General features: G+C 71.0%; 14 protein-coding genes. 5 read left to right on the plus strand and 9 right to left on the minus strand.

Annotated features, from left to right (window positions below):
- Nucleotides 1-4 precede the first annotated feature (4 nt).
- The gene (locus OG504_RS39070; protein ID WP_405994020.1) at nucleotides 5-484 is read right to left on the minus strand and encodes a DUF1772 domain-containing protein; all 480 of its coding nucleotides are present in this window, start codon (nucleotides 482-484) and stop codon (nucleotides 5-7) included.
- Between the two features lie 267 nt (nucleotides 485-751).
- Nucleotides 752-1,495, minus strand: coding sequence for a DUF2293 domain-containing protein (locus tag OG504_RS39075; protein ID WP_405996551.1), 744 nt, complete (start codon nucleotides 1,493-1,495; stop codon nucleotides 752-754).
- A 365-nt stretch (nucleotides 1,496-1,860) separates the two neighbouring features.
- Between OG504_RS39075 and OG504_RS39080 the strand changes: the two genes are divergently transcribed.
- Both OG504_RS39080 and OG504_RS39085 read left to right on the plus strand, forming a co-directional pair.
- Complete coding sequence (locus OG504_RS39080) at nucleotides 1,861-2,502, plus strand: uridine kinase (RefSeq protein ID WP_405994021.1); 642 nt, start codon at nucleotides 1,861-1,863, stop codon at nucleotides 2,500-2,502.
- 165 nt (nucleotides 2,503-2,667) lie between these two features.
- Entirely contained in the window at nucleotides 2,668-3,096 is a 429-nt protein-coding gene (locus OG504_RS39085) for a CBS domain-containing protein (RefSeq protein WP_019060469.1), read from the plus strand.
- 91 nt (nucleotides 3,097-3,187) lie between these two features.
- Here OG504_RS39085 and corA read toward each other — a convergent pair whose 3' ends face one another.
- Nucleotides 3,188-4,315 carry a magnesium/cobalt transporter CorA gene (gene corA, locus OG504_RS39090; protein WP_390158633.1) on the minus strand — a complete coding sequence of 376 codons (1,128 nt, stop codon included), beginning with the start codon at nucleotides 4,313-4,315 and terminating at the stop codon, nucleotides 3,188-3,190.
- Between the two features lie 260 nt (nucleotides 4,316-4,575).
- Here corA and OG504_RS39095 point away from each other — a divergent pair, with 260 nt between their 5' ends.
- Nucleotides 4,576-5,370: a methyltransferase domain-containing protein gene (locus OG504_RS39095; RefSeq protein ID WP_405994022.1), complete on the plus strand. Its 795-nt coding sequence runs from the start codon at nucleotides 4,576-4,578 to the stop codon at nucleotides 5,368-5,370.
- A gap of 623 nt (nucleotides 5,371-5,993) precedes the next feature.
- On the opposite strand, the gene OG504_RS39100 is transcribed toward OG504_RS39095, so the two are convergent.
- The 6 genes from OG504_RS39100 to OG504_RS39125 all read right to left on the minus strand — a co-directional run bounded on the left by OG504_RS39100 (nucleotide 5,994) and on the right by OG504_RS39125 (nucleotide 12,129).
- Nucleotides 5,994-6,908, minus strand: a complete 915-nt coding sequence (locus tag OG504_RS39100) for a carbohydrate kinase family protein (RefSeq protein WP_405994023.1) — start codon at nucleotides 6,906-6,908, stop codon at nucleotides 5,994-5,996.
- A complete protein-coding gene (locus OG504_RS39105) occupies nucleotides 6,905-7,813 on the minus strand; it encodes a pseudouridine-5'-phosphate glycosidase (RefSeq protein ID WP_405994024.1) in 909 nt (302 codons plus the stop codon). Before OG504_RS39105 ends, OG504_RS39100 begins: the two co-directional genes overlap by 4 nt.
- 135 nt (nucleotides 7,814-7,948) lie before the next feature.
- Nucleotides 7,949-9,181 (minus strand): formaldehyde dehydrogenase, glutathione-independent, encoded by a 1,233-nt coding sequence (gene fdhA / locus OG504_RS39110; protein ID WP_405994025.1) that lies wholly within the window; start codon nucleotides 9,179-9,181, stop codon nucleotides 7,949-7,951.
- A gap of 70 nt (nucleotides 9,182-9,251) precedes the next feature.
- Entirely contained in the window at nucleotides 9,252-10,562 is a 1,311-nt protein-coding gene (locus tag OG504_RS39115; protein ID WP_405996552.1) for an MFS transporter, read from the minus strand.
- A 91-nt stretch (nucleotides 10,563-10,653) separates the two neighbouring features.
- The gene (locus OG504_RS39120; RefSeq protein ID WP_405994026.1) at nucleotides 10,654-11,208 is read right to left on the minus strand and encodes a methylated-DNA--[protein]-cysteine S-methyltransferase; all 555 of its coding nucleotides are present in this window, start codon (nucleotides 11,206-11,208) and stop codon (nucleotides 10,654-10,656) included.
- 45 nt (nucleotides 11,209-11,253) lie between these two features.
- Nucleotides 11,254-12,129: a glycerophosphodiester phosphodiesterase gene (locus OG504_RS39125; RefSeq protein ID WP_405994027.1), complete on the minus strand. Its 876-nt coding sequence runs from the start codon at nucleotides 12,127-12,129 to the stop codon at nucleotides 11,254-11,256.
- A 278-nt stretch (nucleotides 12,130-12,407) separates the two neighbouring features.
- On the opposite strand from OG504_RS39125, the gene OG504_RS39130 reads away from it, so the two are divergent.
- Nucleotides 12,408-13,271 (plus strand): MHYT domain-containing protein, encoded by an 864-nt coding sequence (locus OG504_RS39130; RefSeq protein ID WP_405994028.1) that lies wholly within the window; start codon nucleotides 12,408-12,410, stop codon nucleotides 13,269-13,271.
- Between the two features lie 40 nt (nucleotides 13,272-13,311).
- Nucleotides 13,312-15,450 carry an excinuclease ABC subunit UvrB gene (gene uvrB, locus OG504_RS39135; protein WP_405994029.1) on the plus strand — a complete coding sequence of 713 codons (2,139 nt, stop codon included), beginning with the start codon at nucleotides 13,312-13,314 and terminating at the stop codon, nucleotides 15,448-15,450.
- Nucleotides 15,451-15,541: the final 91 nt, after the last annotated feature.

A 15,541-nucleotide genomic window follows, 5' to 3' on the forward strand; every position in this document is an offset into this window, starting at 1 on the left:
TCTCTCAGGTGAGAGCCAGCATGTACACCAGCGCGGCGGCGGCCGAGGCGATCGCGCGGACGTGATTCCACATCGTCCACTCGCGCACGTACGACGGCCAGTACGCGGCGGCCTCCGGCGTTCCCGGGTCCAGCTTCAGCAGCGCCTCGTTGCGGGGCACGTTCGCGACGAGGGTCAGCCCGAACGCGCCGAACAGATACAGCGCGCTGCCCAGCAGCAGCTCCACGGTCCCCTGATCCGGCCACAGCACGAACGTCACCACGGCGATCACCGCGCACACCACCGCGGAACCGGCGAACAGCAGCATGAAGGCCGGCGTCATCGCCGCCGTGTTGATCGCGTTCATCGCGGCGACCCCCTGCGCGGGCGGCAACTCGGCCAGCCCCCGCACGACCAGCACGGAGAAGGCGCAGAAGACCCCGGCCATCACCCCGGTCACGAGCACGCCCAGAACCGTCAGGGTCACATACGGTTCACCGATCATGCCGACATCAACTCCCGCCCGTAGAGCCGAGATCCTGCCCACCACCGACCACCGGGACAAGTCAACTCCGCCCCTGACCGGGTCACCATGGCCGAGAATCGCCGGGGCATAAGCGGACGTCCACGAGGCCCTCCGGGGCGACGACAGCACACTCCGGGCCGGTGACGACGCCTTTCGGGCCGCCGGTGACGGCACACTCCGGGCCGGTGACGGCACCGTCCGGGGTGACGACGGCGTGCTGGGCGACCGGGTTCCCCGCCGACCTCCTCACCCGGCCTCCGCGGTCGCCCGGACATCCGCCTCCACCTCCTCCCTCATCTCCGTTCGAACCCAGCCCTCCCGCCATTCCCGCAGCACCCCCTCCACCCCCACCGAGATACGCCGCCGCGCCTCATGTCGCGGCACCCCACTCATCAGCAACTGGTCGTAGGGCGTGTCCACATGCCGTACGGACGCCGCCACCGCCGAGACCACCGCGCCCTCGGACAACGCCCGCCCCGCCGCACTCCGCCCCACCCGCCCGCTGCCCCGCACCGAGGCATGCGCGGCGACGGCCCGGGCCCGCGCCTCGGGGCAGCCCGGGAACAGGCGTCGTATCTCCGCCGCGAACGCCTCCGTGAACCGCACGTCCTCCGCGGCCCGCCGCACCGCGTCCCGTGCCCGGCGCCGCCGTCGCGCCTCCGCGTCCGCGAGACACCGCTCCTCGGCCCGCGCGAGCCCCGCCTCCTCGACGAGGACACCCTGCCGCTCGTACCGGCTCCGCCGCCGTTCGAACCGCACCACCACCGCCGACAGCGCGCTCTCCTCCCGCGCCCGACGCGTCAACGCCGAGTCGCCGCGCGACAGGAACACCAGATGCCCGAGATCCACACAGTCGAGACACCACGGCACACCACCCTCGACAACCAGCAACGCCAACGGCCCCCGACGACACCCGGCACAGTGCCGCTTCCTGAGCGGTTGGACAACGAGCGGTCCACCACGGGCCGGTGGAGTAGCGAGCGGTGCCATACGAGCCATGGAAGAAGCATTCCCTCCGGCCGCGCATCTCTCTCCTACCTCCCCTCCGTCAGATCCGCGTACGACAGCCCGGACGCCCCCTCCGGCACCCGCTCGCCTCCCAGGCGGTGGCGCCCGGTGCGCCCTCGACCGGCCCACCGCCCGGGATGGACCACAAGCCGGCAGCCGCCGACGAGACGGGAGCGGGTCGTGGCGGTACGGCGCAGCCCGCCGCGTACCCGGCACCAACCCGTTCAGCCACGTGGACAAACAGCGGGGCCCCATCAGCGGCGGGCTCGCCGTACCGCCACGACCCGGGCCCCACCGACCCCCCGGGGGGTCCGGCCCGACACACCCTGATCGAGCCCTGCCGCATCATGGGCCCTGTGCGACTGGAAGCGATCACCTGGGACCGGCTCGGCGACCTCCTCGCCGAGCGTCTGCTCGACCTGAAGCCGGCCGACGGCAGCCCCTGGCCGCGTGTCGCCATCGACGGCGCCCCGGCGGGCCACCCCGGCGAGCTCGCCGAGCGCGTCGCGGATGCGCTGCGCGTCCGCGGCCGCCCCTCGCTCGTCGTCGGCACCGAGGGGTTCCTGCGCCCGGCCTCGCTGCGCCTGGAGTACGGGCGCCAGGACGTCGAGTCGTACTACGACGGCTGGTTCGACACCCGTGCCCTGTGGCGCGAGGTCTTCGGCCCGCTCGACCCGGACGGCGACGGCCGCGTCCTGCCCGACCTGTGGGACCCGGTCGCCGACCGGGCCACCCGCAGCCCCTACGTCCAACTCCCGCCCGGCGCCGTCCTGTTGCTGCACGGCCCCCTCCTCCTCCGGCACTGGTTCCCCTTCGACCTGACCGTCCACGTCCTCCTCTCACCGGGCGCCCTGCGCCGCCGTACCCCCGAGCCCGAGCACTGGACCCTCCCCGCCTTCGAGCGCTACGAGGACGAGACCGACCCCGCCGGCACGGCGGACGTCCTGGTGCGGGCCGACGACCCACGTCACCCGGCGTGGAGCGGCTGATCCACGGACCCGGTGGGTCCTGCGGAGACCGGGGTGGCGCGGTCGGCACACCGGAAGTCGTGACCGTCGGGGTGCGTTCACCCGGCCGCGCGGCGAGAATGTAGGGCGCCGGGACTAGCGGAACGTTCTGTGCCGCGCCGGCCGTCCGGCACCGGGAGGTACTACATGACCACCGCCGGAGACATCATGCACCGGGGCGCCCAGTGGATCCCCGCCCACGAAACCCTGGACCGCGCCGCCCAGCTGATGCGCGAACTGGGCGTCGGAGCCCTGCCCATCAGCGACGAGAACGAACGCCTCTGCGGCATCCTCACCGACCGGGACATCGTCGTCGGCTGTGTGGCCATGGGCCACGACCCGGCCAAGATCACCGCGGGCGAGATGGCCCAGGGCACCCCCCGCTGGATCGACTCCGGCGCCGATGTCGGCGAGGTGCTCCAGGAGATGCAGGGACACCAGATCCGCCGGCTCCCCGTCATCGAGAACAAGCGCCTCGTCGGCATGATCAGCGAGGCCGACCTGGCCCAGCATCTGACGGAGGAACAGCTCGCCGGCTGGGTCGAGAGCGTCTACGCCCGCAGCGGCATGCGCTGAACCGCCGGGCGGTTCCGGGCGCCGAACTGCCGGGCCGTTTCCGGGCGTTGTACCGCCGGACCGTTTCCGGTTCAGCGGCTGCCGCTGCCGTTCACAGCCAGCCGTTGCGCCGGAAGCCCCGGTACAGCGCCAGACAGGACACGAATATGACGCCGATGACCAGGGGATAGCCGAACCGCCAGTGCAGCTCCGGCATGTGGTCGAAGTTCATGCCGTACACACCGCACACCATCGTCGGTACGGCGATCACCGCGGCCCACGCCGTGATCTTCCGCATGTCCTCGTTCTGCGCGACCGTCACCTGCGCGAGGTGCGCCTGCAGAATCGAGTTGAGCAGCTCGTCGAAGGACGCGATCTGCTCCTTCGCGCGCAGCAAGTGGTCGGAGACATCCCGGAAGTAGGCCTGTATCTCCGGTCCGATCACCCGCATCGGCCGGGTGGCGAGTTCCTCCAGCGGGCGACTGAGGGGGACGACCGCCCGCTTCAACTCCAGGAGTTCACGTTTGAGTTGGTAGATACGGCCGGGGTCCGCCCGCGCGCCGTTCTCCGCGAACACGTCCGTCTCCACCTGGTCGATGTCCGCCTGCACCGAGTCCGTGACGCTCAGGTAGTCGTCGACCACATGGTCCGCGATCGCGTGCAGCACCGCGGCCGGTCCCTTGGCGAGCTGCCGCGGGTTCGACTCCAACTCCTCGCGCAGCGGCCCCAGCGAGCCGTGCCGCCCGTGCCGCACGGTGATCACGAAGTCGGCGCCGACGAACACCATGATCTCGCCGGTGTCCACGACCTCGCTCGTCGCCGTCAGCTTCTCGTGCTCGACGTAGCAGACCGTCTTGAACACCGCGAACAGCGTCTCGCCGTAGCGCTCCACCTTCGGGCGCTGATGCGCCTCGATCGCGTCCTCGACCGCGAGCGGGTGCAGGTCGAAGAGCTCGGCGATGCCCGCGAACTCCTCGTTCGTCGGCTCGTGCAGGCCGAGCCAGACGAAGCCGTCCTCCTTCTTGCGTACCCGCTCGACGGTGTCCACCAGGTCGCCGGCGACCGGCACACGGACGCCGTCCTGATACGTGACACACTTCACCACCGAGGAGCCCAGCGGTGACCGGGCATGGTGGCTCAGGTCGACCCGCGGGTGCCGCCGGGCCAGCCGCGCCACCTTGCGGAGGCCGCCGACCCTGCCGAGGCCCGTGACCTTCCTGAGATTCCCTGCCATGGACATCCGGATCTCCTTGCGTGGATCCCCTCACATCGCATTTCTGCGCCTTGGCGTGCCAGTTTGCCAGGCCGAAGTGAGCCGTGGGTAAGCCTGTGGGAACGGAATCCTCCGCTTTGTTCCCGGCTGTGGACGAACCGGTGCACGGTCGCGACAAGGGTGCGGTGGGCCGGAGCCTCGCCCGCGCCGGAACCGGAGTTTCGCCCCGCCCGACAACCGGAGCGTCGCCCCCTGTCGACAAGCGGGGCAACTGGGATGATCGCGGCATGACGCGATCCGACGGGTATCTCCTCGACAACCGGCAGTCCGAGGCGGGACAGCGCTTCGACGCCTTCGCCACGCTCTTCGACCCCACGACGTTCCGGCACCTGGAGGGGTTCGGCGTCGGACCCGGCTGGCGCGTCTGGGAGGTCGGCGTCGGCGGCACCTCGGTGGTGTCCTGGCTGGCCAAGAAGGTGGGCCCGACCGGAAAGGTCCTCGCGACCGACATCGACACCTCGCAGGTCGCCTCGGCCGCACGCCCGCCGGTCGAGGTGCGCGTCCATGACGTGGGCGCCGAGGAACCGCCGGGGGAGGGCTTCGACCTCGTGCACGCCCGGCTGGTCCTCGTCCATGTGCCGGACCGGGAACGGGCGTTGCACTCGATGATCAAGTCCCTGCGCTCCGGCGGCCGCCTCCTGATCGAGGACGCGGACCCCGCTCTCCAGCCCCTGCTCTGCCCCGACGAACACGGCCCCGAGCAACAACTCGCCAACCGCCTCCGCCACGGCTTCCGCAAGCTCCTCGCGGACCGCGGCGCCGACCTCTCCTACGGCCGCCGACTCCCGCGCCTGCTCCGCGAGGCAGGCCTGCGCCGGGTGGAGGCCGACGCGTACTTCCCGGTCACCTCACCGGCCTGCGCCGCGCTGGAGTCCGCCACGGTCCGCCAGATCCGCGACCAACTCGTCACCGCGGGCCTCGCCACGGACGAGGACATCGACCGCCACCTGGCCAACGTCGCCTCAGGCACGATGGATCTGGCGACGGCTCCGATGATCTCGGCGTGGGGGCGGAAGGCGTAGGCGGGGGCGGGAGTTGATGGTGGGCGGGCGGGGGAGGCGGCTGCTTCCGGTGCGGTGACGCGTTGCCGGTGCGCGGGGTAGTCAGCACCGGGGTTGCCAGTACCGGGTTGCCAGTACCGGGTCGTCAGTGCTGGGTCGCCAGTGCTGGGTGTCGGCTCGGCCGCCGGTGACTTCGACGCCGGTCCTCATGGGTTCGACGCGCGTTCACGATCGGTCAGGCGTGTGTCTCCGGCCGGTCCGGCGCGCGCCGCCGGTGACTTTCACCGACGGGGTGCCGTGGGCCCGGCCCCTTCCGCCGCTCGCCCGGATCGGGTGCCCTTCCGTTCGGCCCTGTCGTCGCCTGTGCGGTAGGAGCTGCTGTGTATTCGGGGCCGCAGGCGCCCCGGTCGAGGCGGCCGTTCGCCTGGCTCCGCGGGTGTCTGCCCGGTGCAAGCGGGCCCGCCATTCGGCACGGGTGGCCGTCAACCCTGTACAGCCGCTCCTCCGCCCGACATCGCCGGGCGGTCCACAACTGGCCATGCATCCAGCGCCGTTGGCCGAATCACCGCTGACCCTCCGCCCAGTACCCTTGGCGCCGGTCGACAGTCCTTGTTCCGCCCACCACCATCCGACGCACGCACCCCTCACCCCCGCCCAGGCGGCCGCCCTCCCACCCGTTCCACGGCCCGAGCACCCGCCCGGCACCCCTCCCGCGCCGCTTCCTCGGGATCGGCGCCCGTCAGCAGCGTCGCGAGGAACGCCCCCGTGAACGCATCCCCCGCACCCGTGGTGTCCAGGGGAACGGCAGGCTCGGCCGATACGCGTGCGTGGACCGTGCCGGAGTGGGCGATCAGGGCTCCCTCGGCGCCCTGCTTGGTGACCACCAGGGGGACATGGCGGCTCAGCTTGGCCGCCGCGTCCGCCGGATCGGGCAACCCCGTGAGCAGGTATGCCTCGTCACGGCTCGGCAGCAGGACGTCCACCCCCTCGACGAGCGTGAGGAAGCGGTCCACGCCCAGCTCCACCAGGAAACCCGCCGACGCCGGATCCAGACTCACCGGCACCCCACGCGCGCGTGCCGACTCCAGCGCCACGGCCACCAGCGCCCGGCTCGGCTCCGAGAACAGCAGATAGCCCGACAGATGCAGCCGTACGACGCCGTCGAGCAGCGCGTCCGACCAGTCGCCGGGATCGAGCCGAAGGGACGCGCCGCTGTCCGTGAGGAACGTCCGCTCGGCCGACGCCCCCGTGTCGACCAGGCAGATCACCGTCCCCGTGGCCGCCTCCGGGTCGACGACGAGACGGGGCTGCACCCCGGAGGCGACCAGCTCCCGCTCGTGCCACACCGCCGCGTCCGCACCCACGCGACCGAGCAGCCGTACGTCCGCACAGCCCCAATGGGCCGCCCAGCACGCCACGTTGGCGCCCGCGCCGCCCGGCACGGTGCGGATCGCGGCGGCGGTGTCCGTGCCCGGGGCGAGCGGCCCCCGGTGCCGGGCGACGACGTCCGTGACGACGTCCCCGACGACCAGGAGCGCGCCGTTCGGCTCGGTCGTCACGCCTCGGCCCAGGCCGCCGCGATCCGCCCCGCCAGGCGTACGTTGCCGCGTACCGCCGCCAGGTTGGCGGTCAGCGAGGCGCCGTCGGTGTGCTCGACCAGGTAGCCGAGCAGGAACGGGGTGACCGCCTGCCCGGTGACGCCCTCCGCCTCGCACGCGTGCAGCGCGTCGGCGAGCACACGCGCGTGCAGCCCGGGATCCAACTGCTCGTCCTCGGGCACCGGGTTGGCGACGATCAGCGTCGACTCCGGGGCGTCCAGCGCGTCCTGCGCCCCCATCACGGCCGCGACCTGCTCGGGGGTCTCCAGCGTCCAGTCCACCGGATACCCGGAGTCGGAGAGGTAGAAGCCGGGGAAGCGGTCCGTGCCGTACCCGGCGACCGCCACGCCCAGCGTCTCCAGGCGCTGCAGGGTCGCCGGCACGTCCAGGATCGACTTCACGCCCGCGCACACCACCGTGATCCGGGTGGACGCCAGCAGCCCCAGGTCGGCGGACTCGTCTTGCGTCACCGTCCACTCCCGGTGCACCCCGCCGAGCCCCCCGGTCGCGAACACCCGGATGCCCGCCCGCGCCGCCAGCAGTGCCGTGGCCGACACCGTGGTCGCCCCGCTGGCCCCCGCCGCCACCGCGAGCGGCAGGTCGCGGTGGCCCAGCTTGCGGATCCCGTCCTCGTTGGCGACCCGCTCCAACTGCTCCTTGTCCAGGCCGACATGGGGCCGCCCGTCCAGCACGGCGATCGTCGCGGGTACGGCGCCCTCCTGCCGTACCGCCGCCTCCAGTTCCAGCGCCACCTGGAGATTGCGCGGGCGCGGCAGCCCGTGCGCGATGATCGTCGACTCCAGGGCCACCACGGGTCGACGCGCGTCGATCGCCTCGCGTACTTCCTCGGACACCACCAGCACCACGCGCCTCCTGTCGTTCGGTCTTCCCTCATCCCTGGCGGGTGCCGGGCCTGGTCAAACCCTCGCGGACTGTGGGGGACACCACCACCCGACGTGGAAAAAGGGGGCCACGCGTGCGTGGCCCCCACTTTCCGTGCGTCAGACCGGGCTCACACCCGCCAGCGTCCCGTGCGGATCGAGCACGTACTTACGGCTGGCGCCCTGGTCGAACTCGGCGTAGCCGCGCGGTGCGTCCTCCAAGGAGATCGGGGTCGCGTTGACAGCCTTGGCAATGTGCACGCGCCCGTGCAGGATCGCCATCATCAGGCTCCGGTGGTACGTCATCACCGGGCACTGACCGGTCGTGAACGCGTGGCTCTTGGCCCACCCGAGGCCGAGCCGCACCTTCAGGGTGCCGCTCTTCGCGTCCTCGTCGACCCCGCCGGGGTCGGCGGTGACGTACAGCCCGGGGATGCCCAGGGCACCGCCCGCGCGCGTGATGCCCATCAGCGAGTTGAGGACCGTCGCCGGCGCCTCCGGGGCGTCCGGGCCGTGTGCCCGTGCCTCGAAGCCGACCGCGTCGACCGCGGCGTCCACCTCGGGCTCGCCGAGGATCTCGGCGATCTGCTCCCCGATGTCGCCGCGCGAGACGTCGACGGTCTCGCAGCCGAAACTCCTTGCCTGGCCCAGGCGTTCGGCGTTCAGATCGCCGACGATGACGACCGCGGCGCCCAGGAGCTGCGCGGATGCGGCCGCCGCCAGACCGACCGGGCCCGCCCCGGCGACGTACACCGTGGACCCGACCCCGGCGCCCGCGGTGACCGCGCCGTGGAAACCGGTCGGGAAGATGTCCGACAGCATGGTCAGATCGAGCAGCTTCTCGCGTGCCTCGTCCCGGTCCGGGAACCTCAACAGGTTGAAGTCCGCGTACGGGACCATGGCGTACTCGGCCTGACCGCCGACCCAGCCGCCCATGTCGACATAGCCGTAAGCCGCCCCCGGGCGGGCCGGGTTGACGTTCAGGCAGATGCCGGTCTTGCGTTCCTTGCAGTTGCGGCACCGCCCGCAGGCGATGTTGAACGGCACGGAGACGATGTCGCCCACGTCGATGAACTCGACGTCCGGACCCCGTTCGACGACCTCTCCGGTGATCTCGTGTCCGAGGACCAGCCCCTCGGGCGCGGTCGTCCGACCGCGCACCATGTGCTGGTCGCTGCCACAGATGTTGCTGGCGAGCACCTTCAGGATCACCCCGTGCCGGGCCTTGCGGCCGACGTTGGCGGGGGCGACTCCCGGCCTGTCCTGCAGTTCAAGCGTGGGGTAGTCGATGGTCCTGACCTCGACCGCTCCCGGCTTGAGATACGCGACTGCCCTGTTTCCGCTTCCACTCATGCGTGTTCGCCGTCCCTTCGGCTCCGATCCCCCGGATGCCAGTGGCTGTGCGCGCGCACGGCGGAGTCTGCTACCGGCCGGGCCTCCCGGCCACCCTTCGCGGGACATCGGAAACCGGGATCTTCCGGGAGCGGGTGAACAGGGCCAGCGCGGCCAGGGGTATCAGCAGGCAGGCGGCGGTGAGGTTCAGCCAGCCGTAACTCGCCTCGGCGACCACCAGCCCGGCGACCGCTCCGCCGATGCCCGCCGAGGTGTTCATGGTGAGGTCGGACAGCCCCTGCGCGGCGGCCCGCGCGGGCTGCGGTACCGAGTCCGTGAGCAGCGCCGAGCCGGAGACGAGCCCCGCCGACCAGCCCAGGCCCAGCACGAACAGCCCCAGCGCGATCCGCCCGTGACTCCCGCCCGCCGTACCGGCGATGAACGCGGCACAGGCCAGCAGCCCCACCGCGAGCCCTATCCCGGACAGCCGCCCGACCCGGTCGGACAGCCTCCCCATCAGCGGCGAGAACGCGTACATCCCCGCGATGTGCCCACTGATCACCAGCCCGACCAGATCGATGCTCGCCCCGTGGTGCCCCAACTCGACCGGCGTCATCGCCATCACCGACACCATCGCCGTGTGTGAAACGGCCACTGTCACCAGCGCCAGCCGCGCCCGCGGTGAGGCCGCCACGGCGGCGAACCCGGCCCGCAGCGACCGCGCGGCAGCCGACCGGTCCTCGTCCGGCGCGAGCGCCCGCGCCGTCAGCAACGGATCGGGCCGCAGCATCACGGCGACCACGACCGCGGCGACCAGGAAGATCCCGCCCGCCCACAGAAAGGGCCCCGCCGCCGCGGGTATCCCGAGCCCGGAGACGCTACGGCCCGCGGGTGCGGCGATGTTGGGTCCGAGGACCGCCCCTATGGTCGTCGCCCACACGACATGGGAGATGGCCCGGCCCCGCTGCTCCGGCTCGGCCAGATCGGCGGCCGCGAACCGGGACTGCAGATTCGCCGACGAGGCCGCCCCGAACCCGGCCATGCCGCACAGCAGCAGCGGAAAGCTCCCGATGCTCGCCGCGAGCACCACGACCCCGGCTCCCAGTGCCCCGACCAGATAGCCGAGGACCAGCCCGGGACGCCGGCCACGCGCCGTCATCAGCGCCGCGAACGGCATCGACAGCACCGCCGTCCCCGTCACGGTCGCCGTGGGCGCCAGCCCCGACAACGACTCGGTCCCACTGACCTGCTTGGCCAGTACGGCGGCCAGCGCGATCCCGGTGGCCACACCGAGCCCGCCCAGGATCTGGGTCGTGATCAGCACACCGGACACCCGGCGACGCAGCGCGGGCAGCCGGTCGGCGGTGACGGGCAGTGCGTCCCGCCCCTCGACGGCGGTCACGGCGCGCACCCGGTACCGCCGTCGCCGCACGCGCACGTGAAGCCGGTCCTCACCAGCACGACATCCCCCGATTCCCGGTCCGCCCGAGCCCTCAGAACAACGGCTCGGGCAGCACCCCCTCCAGCGCCAGCAGCTTCCGCTTCGTCTCCAGACCGCCTCCGAACCCGCCGATCCCTCCGTCGCTCTCGACGACCCGATGGCACGGCACGACGACCGGCAGCGGATTGGACCCCATCGCCACACCCACCGCCTGGGCCGCGAGCGGCTGCCCGACCCGCCCGGCCAGATCGCCGTACCCGACCACCGAGCCGTACCGCACACCGGACGCCAGCTCGCGCAGCACCTGCCGGTTGAAGCCGGAGATCAGGGACCAGTCGAGCGGCAGCTCGAAGTCGCGCAGATCACCGGCGAAGTAGGCCTCGAACTGACGTATCGCCTCGGCCAGCAAGGGGGAGTCGGGCCCTTCGACCGGCTCGGTGCCCAGCCGGGTCGCCAGTCGGTCGAGGGTCTTGTCGCGCACCGCGTCCGTGGCGTGGAACACGACGTTGACCAGGCCGTCCTGTGTCGCGGCCAGCAGCAGGGGACCGATGTCGGTGCCGACGACGGTCCACACCACCCGCTGCTCGTTCTGCCCATGGCTGTCCATGCGCCCACCGTACGACCCGGCACTGACAACGCCTCGCGAGCGGCCTCAGAACCCGTTCAGCGCGGACCGCACGACGTCCGGCTTGTTCGTGATGAGCCCGTCCACGCCGTACCCGGCGACCTTCCACGCCGTGGGCGCGTCGTCGACGGTCCAGGCGTACACCTCCATCGGACGGCCGTGCGGGCCCGTGTGCCCGTGCACGGCCGAGACGTAGCCCATCGAGATCGAGCCGTACGACGGGTTGATCAGGTCGGTGAAGGTGGCGTACGTCGGCAGGGCGGACACGGCGGGTGTCCCGAGGAAGGCGGTCCTGATGGCGGGCTTCAGGTCGTGCACGATGCGGATGCTGTCCGCACTGAAGCTCTGCACGATCAGCCGGTCGTCGAGGTGTCCCTCGTCCAGCCACCCCTCGTTGCCCAGGAGCTTCAGGGTCTGCTGCTCGATGCCGGGGTACAGCTCGGGGTTCTTGATCTCCAGGAGCAGGCTCTGGTGGTTGTGCTCCACCTCACGCATGTACTGCGTGAGCGTGGGCACGCGCGTGCCTGTGAACGCGGGACCGAACCAGCTTCCCGCGTCGAGGCGCGCGATCTCGGCGGCGGTGAAGTCCTTCACCTTCCAGGGAGCTCGATCCGGGAACACCTTCTGGACGTCGGTGGTGCGCTTCAGGCTGTCGTCGTGGATGACGACGAGTTCGCCGTCCTTGGTGCGCTGGACGTCGTTCTCGACCCACTGGAAGCCGAGCCGGGCCGCCTTGTCGATGGAGGCCAGGGTGTTTTCGGGCGCATAGGAGGACGCACCTCGGTGGGCGACGACCGTGGGCCACTCAGGGGCGTCGCCGGCCAGGGCGGCGGGGGAGGGGAGCAGAAGGGCGGCGGCCCCCAGGAGCGCGGTGGTCGAGGCGGCAACTGCGCGCAGGTGCATGCGTACTCCTCGCATCGAGCGATCACATACGGCTCAAGGATGACAGCGGAACGTCACTACCCGTGGGGTACAGGATGGACACAGAATGAATGGTGTTGCCCAAGTCCGCTCACCGGTGCCGCACAACTGGGGCAGGGCCGTGTTTCTTTGCCGGAAAATCGTTCGACCATTCCGGTGGGGGTCATACTCTCTGCGTCGACCCTGACCGTTCCGGCGGTCCTGGGGCTGGGCGCGTTTCAGGAATTCCGGAATGGAACAGGACGGAAGGGCAACTGCGCATGCAGGGCACGGTCGACGGATTCAGCTACGGACTCGTCACACCGCTGGTGGCCTACCTCATGGCGTGCCTCGGCGGCGCCCTCGGCCTGCGCTGCACCACCAGATCGATGCTCGTCGCCCAGTCCTGGCGCCCCGGATGGCTCGCCCTGGGATCGGCGGCGATCGGTTCCGGCATATGGACGATGCACTTCATCGCGATGATGGGGTTCTCGGTCCGCCAGACACCGGTCCACTACGACAAGCCGATGACGTTCGCGAGCCTCGCCGTCGCCATCGTCATGGTGGGCGTCGGGATCTTCATCGTCGGCTACAGGGGAGCGAAGGGGACGGCGCTGTTCACCGGCGGCACCCTCACCGGCCTGGGCATCGCCTCGATGCACTACCTGGGCATGGCCGGCATGCGCCTCAACGGAAAGCTCGAATACAACACCTTCACCGTCGCCGTGTCCGTCGTCATAGCGGTCGTCGCCGCGATCAGCGCCCTCTGGGCCGCCGGACAGGTCCGCGGGTTCCTCTGGAGCGTGGGCGCGAGCCTCGTCATGGGGCTCGCCGTCGCCGGCATGCACTACACCGGCATGGCCGCCCTCAGCGTCCACGTCCACGGCACGGCCCCGACCACCGACGGCGTGTCGGCCGCCTCCCTGCTCGCGCCCATGATGATCGGTCCCCTCGCCTTCCTCCTCCTGGCCGGCGTCGTCGTGATGTTCGACCCGCTGATGGTCATGGGGAAGCCCGCCCAGGCCCCCGTCGAGCACAAGCCCGGCGTCCCCGCCGGCGCCCTCGTCCCGCACCCCCGGCGCGCCCCCGTCCGCGCCGCCCGCGAGCTCGGCCACCGCCGCTCCCGCACCCCGCAGAACCGCTGATCCGACCCCGTTGTCAGTGGTGGGTCGTACGGTTGGTTCCATGCGGCCCGTTTCTCACATCGAACGTACGGTGGCGCCCTTCGAGGTCGTCAGCCCCTACCAGCCCAGCGGCGACCAGCCGGCGGCCATCGCCGAGCTGGCCCGACGCGTCGAGGCAGGTGAGAAGGACGTCGTCCTCCTGGGCGCGACCGGCACCGGCAAGTCCGCCACCACCGCGTGGATGATCGAGAAACTCCAGCGCCCCACCCTCGTGATGGCGCCGAACAAGACCCTGGCCGCCCAGCTGGCCAACGAGTTCCGCGAGCTCCTGCCGAACAACGCCGTCGAGTACTTCGTCTCGTACTACGACTACTACCAGCCCGAGGCCTACGTCCCGCAGTCGGACACCTACATCGAGAAGGACTCCTCGGTCAACGAGGAGGTCGAGCGCCTGCGCCACTCCGCGACCAACTCGCTGCTCACCCGCCGCGACGTCATCGTCGTCGCCTCCGTCTCCTGCATCTACGGCCTCGGTACTCCGCAGGAGTACGTGGACCGCATGGTCCCCCTCAAGGTCGGCGACGAGATCGACCGCGACCAGCTGCTGCGCCGCTTCGTGGACATCCAGTACACACGCAACGACGTGGCCTTCAGCCGCGGCACCTTCCGCGTCCGCGGCGACACCATCGAGATCTTCCCGGTCTACGAAGAGCTGGCCGTCCGCATCGAGATGTTCGGCGACGAGATCGAGGCACTCTCCACCCTCCACCCGCTCACCGGCGAGATCATCAGCGAGGACGAGCACCTCTACGTCTTCCCGGCCTCCCACTACATCGCCGGCCCCGAGCGCATGGAGCGGGCCGTCAACGACATCGAGAAGGAACTCGCCGAGCGGCTGGCCGAGATGGAGAAGCAGGGCAAGCTCCTGGAGGCCCAGCGCCTGCGCATGCGGACCACGTACGACCTGGAGATGCTCCGCCAGATCGGCTCCTGCTCCGGCGTCGAGAACTACTCGATGCACTTCGACGGCCGCGAGCCCGGCTCCGCGCCGAACACCCTGATCGACTACTTCCCGGAAGACTTCCTGCTCGTCATCGACGAGTCGCACAACACGGTCCCGCAGATCGGCGCCATGTACGAGGGCGACGCCTCCCGCAAGCGCACCCTCGTCGACCACGGCTTCCGGCTGCCCTCCGCCCTGGACAACCGCCCCCTGAAGTGGGAGGAGTTCCAGAAGCGCATCGGCCAGACCGTCTACCTGTCGGCGACGCCGGGCAAGTACGAGCTCTCGCGCGCGGACGGCGCCGTCGAGCAGATCATCCGCCCCACCGGCCTCATCGACCCCGAGGTCGTCGTCAAGCCCACCGAGGGCCAGATCGACGACCTGGTGCACGAGATCCGCAAGCGCACCGAGAAGGACGAGCGGGTCCTGGTCACCACGCTCACCAAGAAGATGGCCGAGGACCTCACGGACTACTTCCTGGAGCTCGGCATCCAGGTCCGTTACCTGCACAGCGACGTCGACACCCTGCGCCGCATCGAGTTGCTGCGCGAACTGCGCTCCGGCGAGTTCGACGTCCTGGTCGGCATCAACCTCCTCCGGGAGGGCCTCGACCTGCCGGAGGTGTCCCTGGTCGCCATCCTGGACGCCGACAAGGAGGGCTTCCTGCGCTCCGGCACCTCCCTGATCCAGACCATCGGCCGCGCGGCGCGCAACGTCTCCGGCCAGGTCCACATGTACGCCGACCGGATCACGCCGGCGATGGAGAAGGCCATCGAGGAGACCAACCGCCGCCGGGAGAAGCAGGTCGCGTACAACACGGAGCGCGGCATCGACCCCCAGCCGCTCCGCAAGAAGATCAACGACATCGTCGCGCAGATCGCCCGCGAGGACGTCGACACGGAGCAGCTGCTCGGCTCGGGCTACCGCAAGGCCAAGGACGGCAAGGGCGCCAAGACCCCCGTGCCCGCGCTCGGAGGCAAGGCCGCGAAGAGCGCCAAGTCCGCCAAGGGCAAGGCCCAGGTCACGGTGCCGACCGACCGTCCCGCGGCCGAACTCGCCGAGCAGATCGAGGAGATGACGGCACGCATGCGTGCCGCCGCCGCGGACCTGCAGTTCGAGGTCGCGGCCCGGCTGCGCGACGAGGTCCACGAGATGAAGAAGGAACTGCGTCAGATGAAGGAGGGCGGCCTGGCCTGACCGCCCGGGTGGACCGCCGGACCTCGGGGTATGCGCTCTGTGTTGCAAGACCGACACAAAGTCCGATGCGGGGTTCGGCACTGTCAGTGGC

Source organism: Streptomyces sp. NBC_00986, assembly GCF_045162565.1.
Lineage (GTDB): Bacteria > Actinomycetota > Actinomycetes > Streptomycetales > Streptomycetaceae > Streptomyces.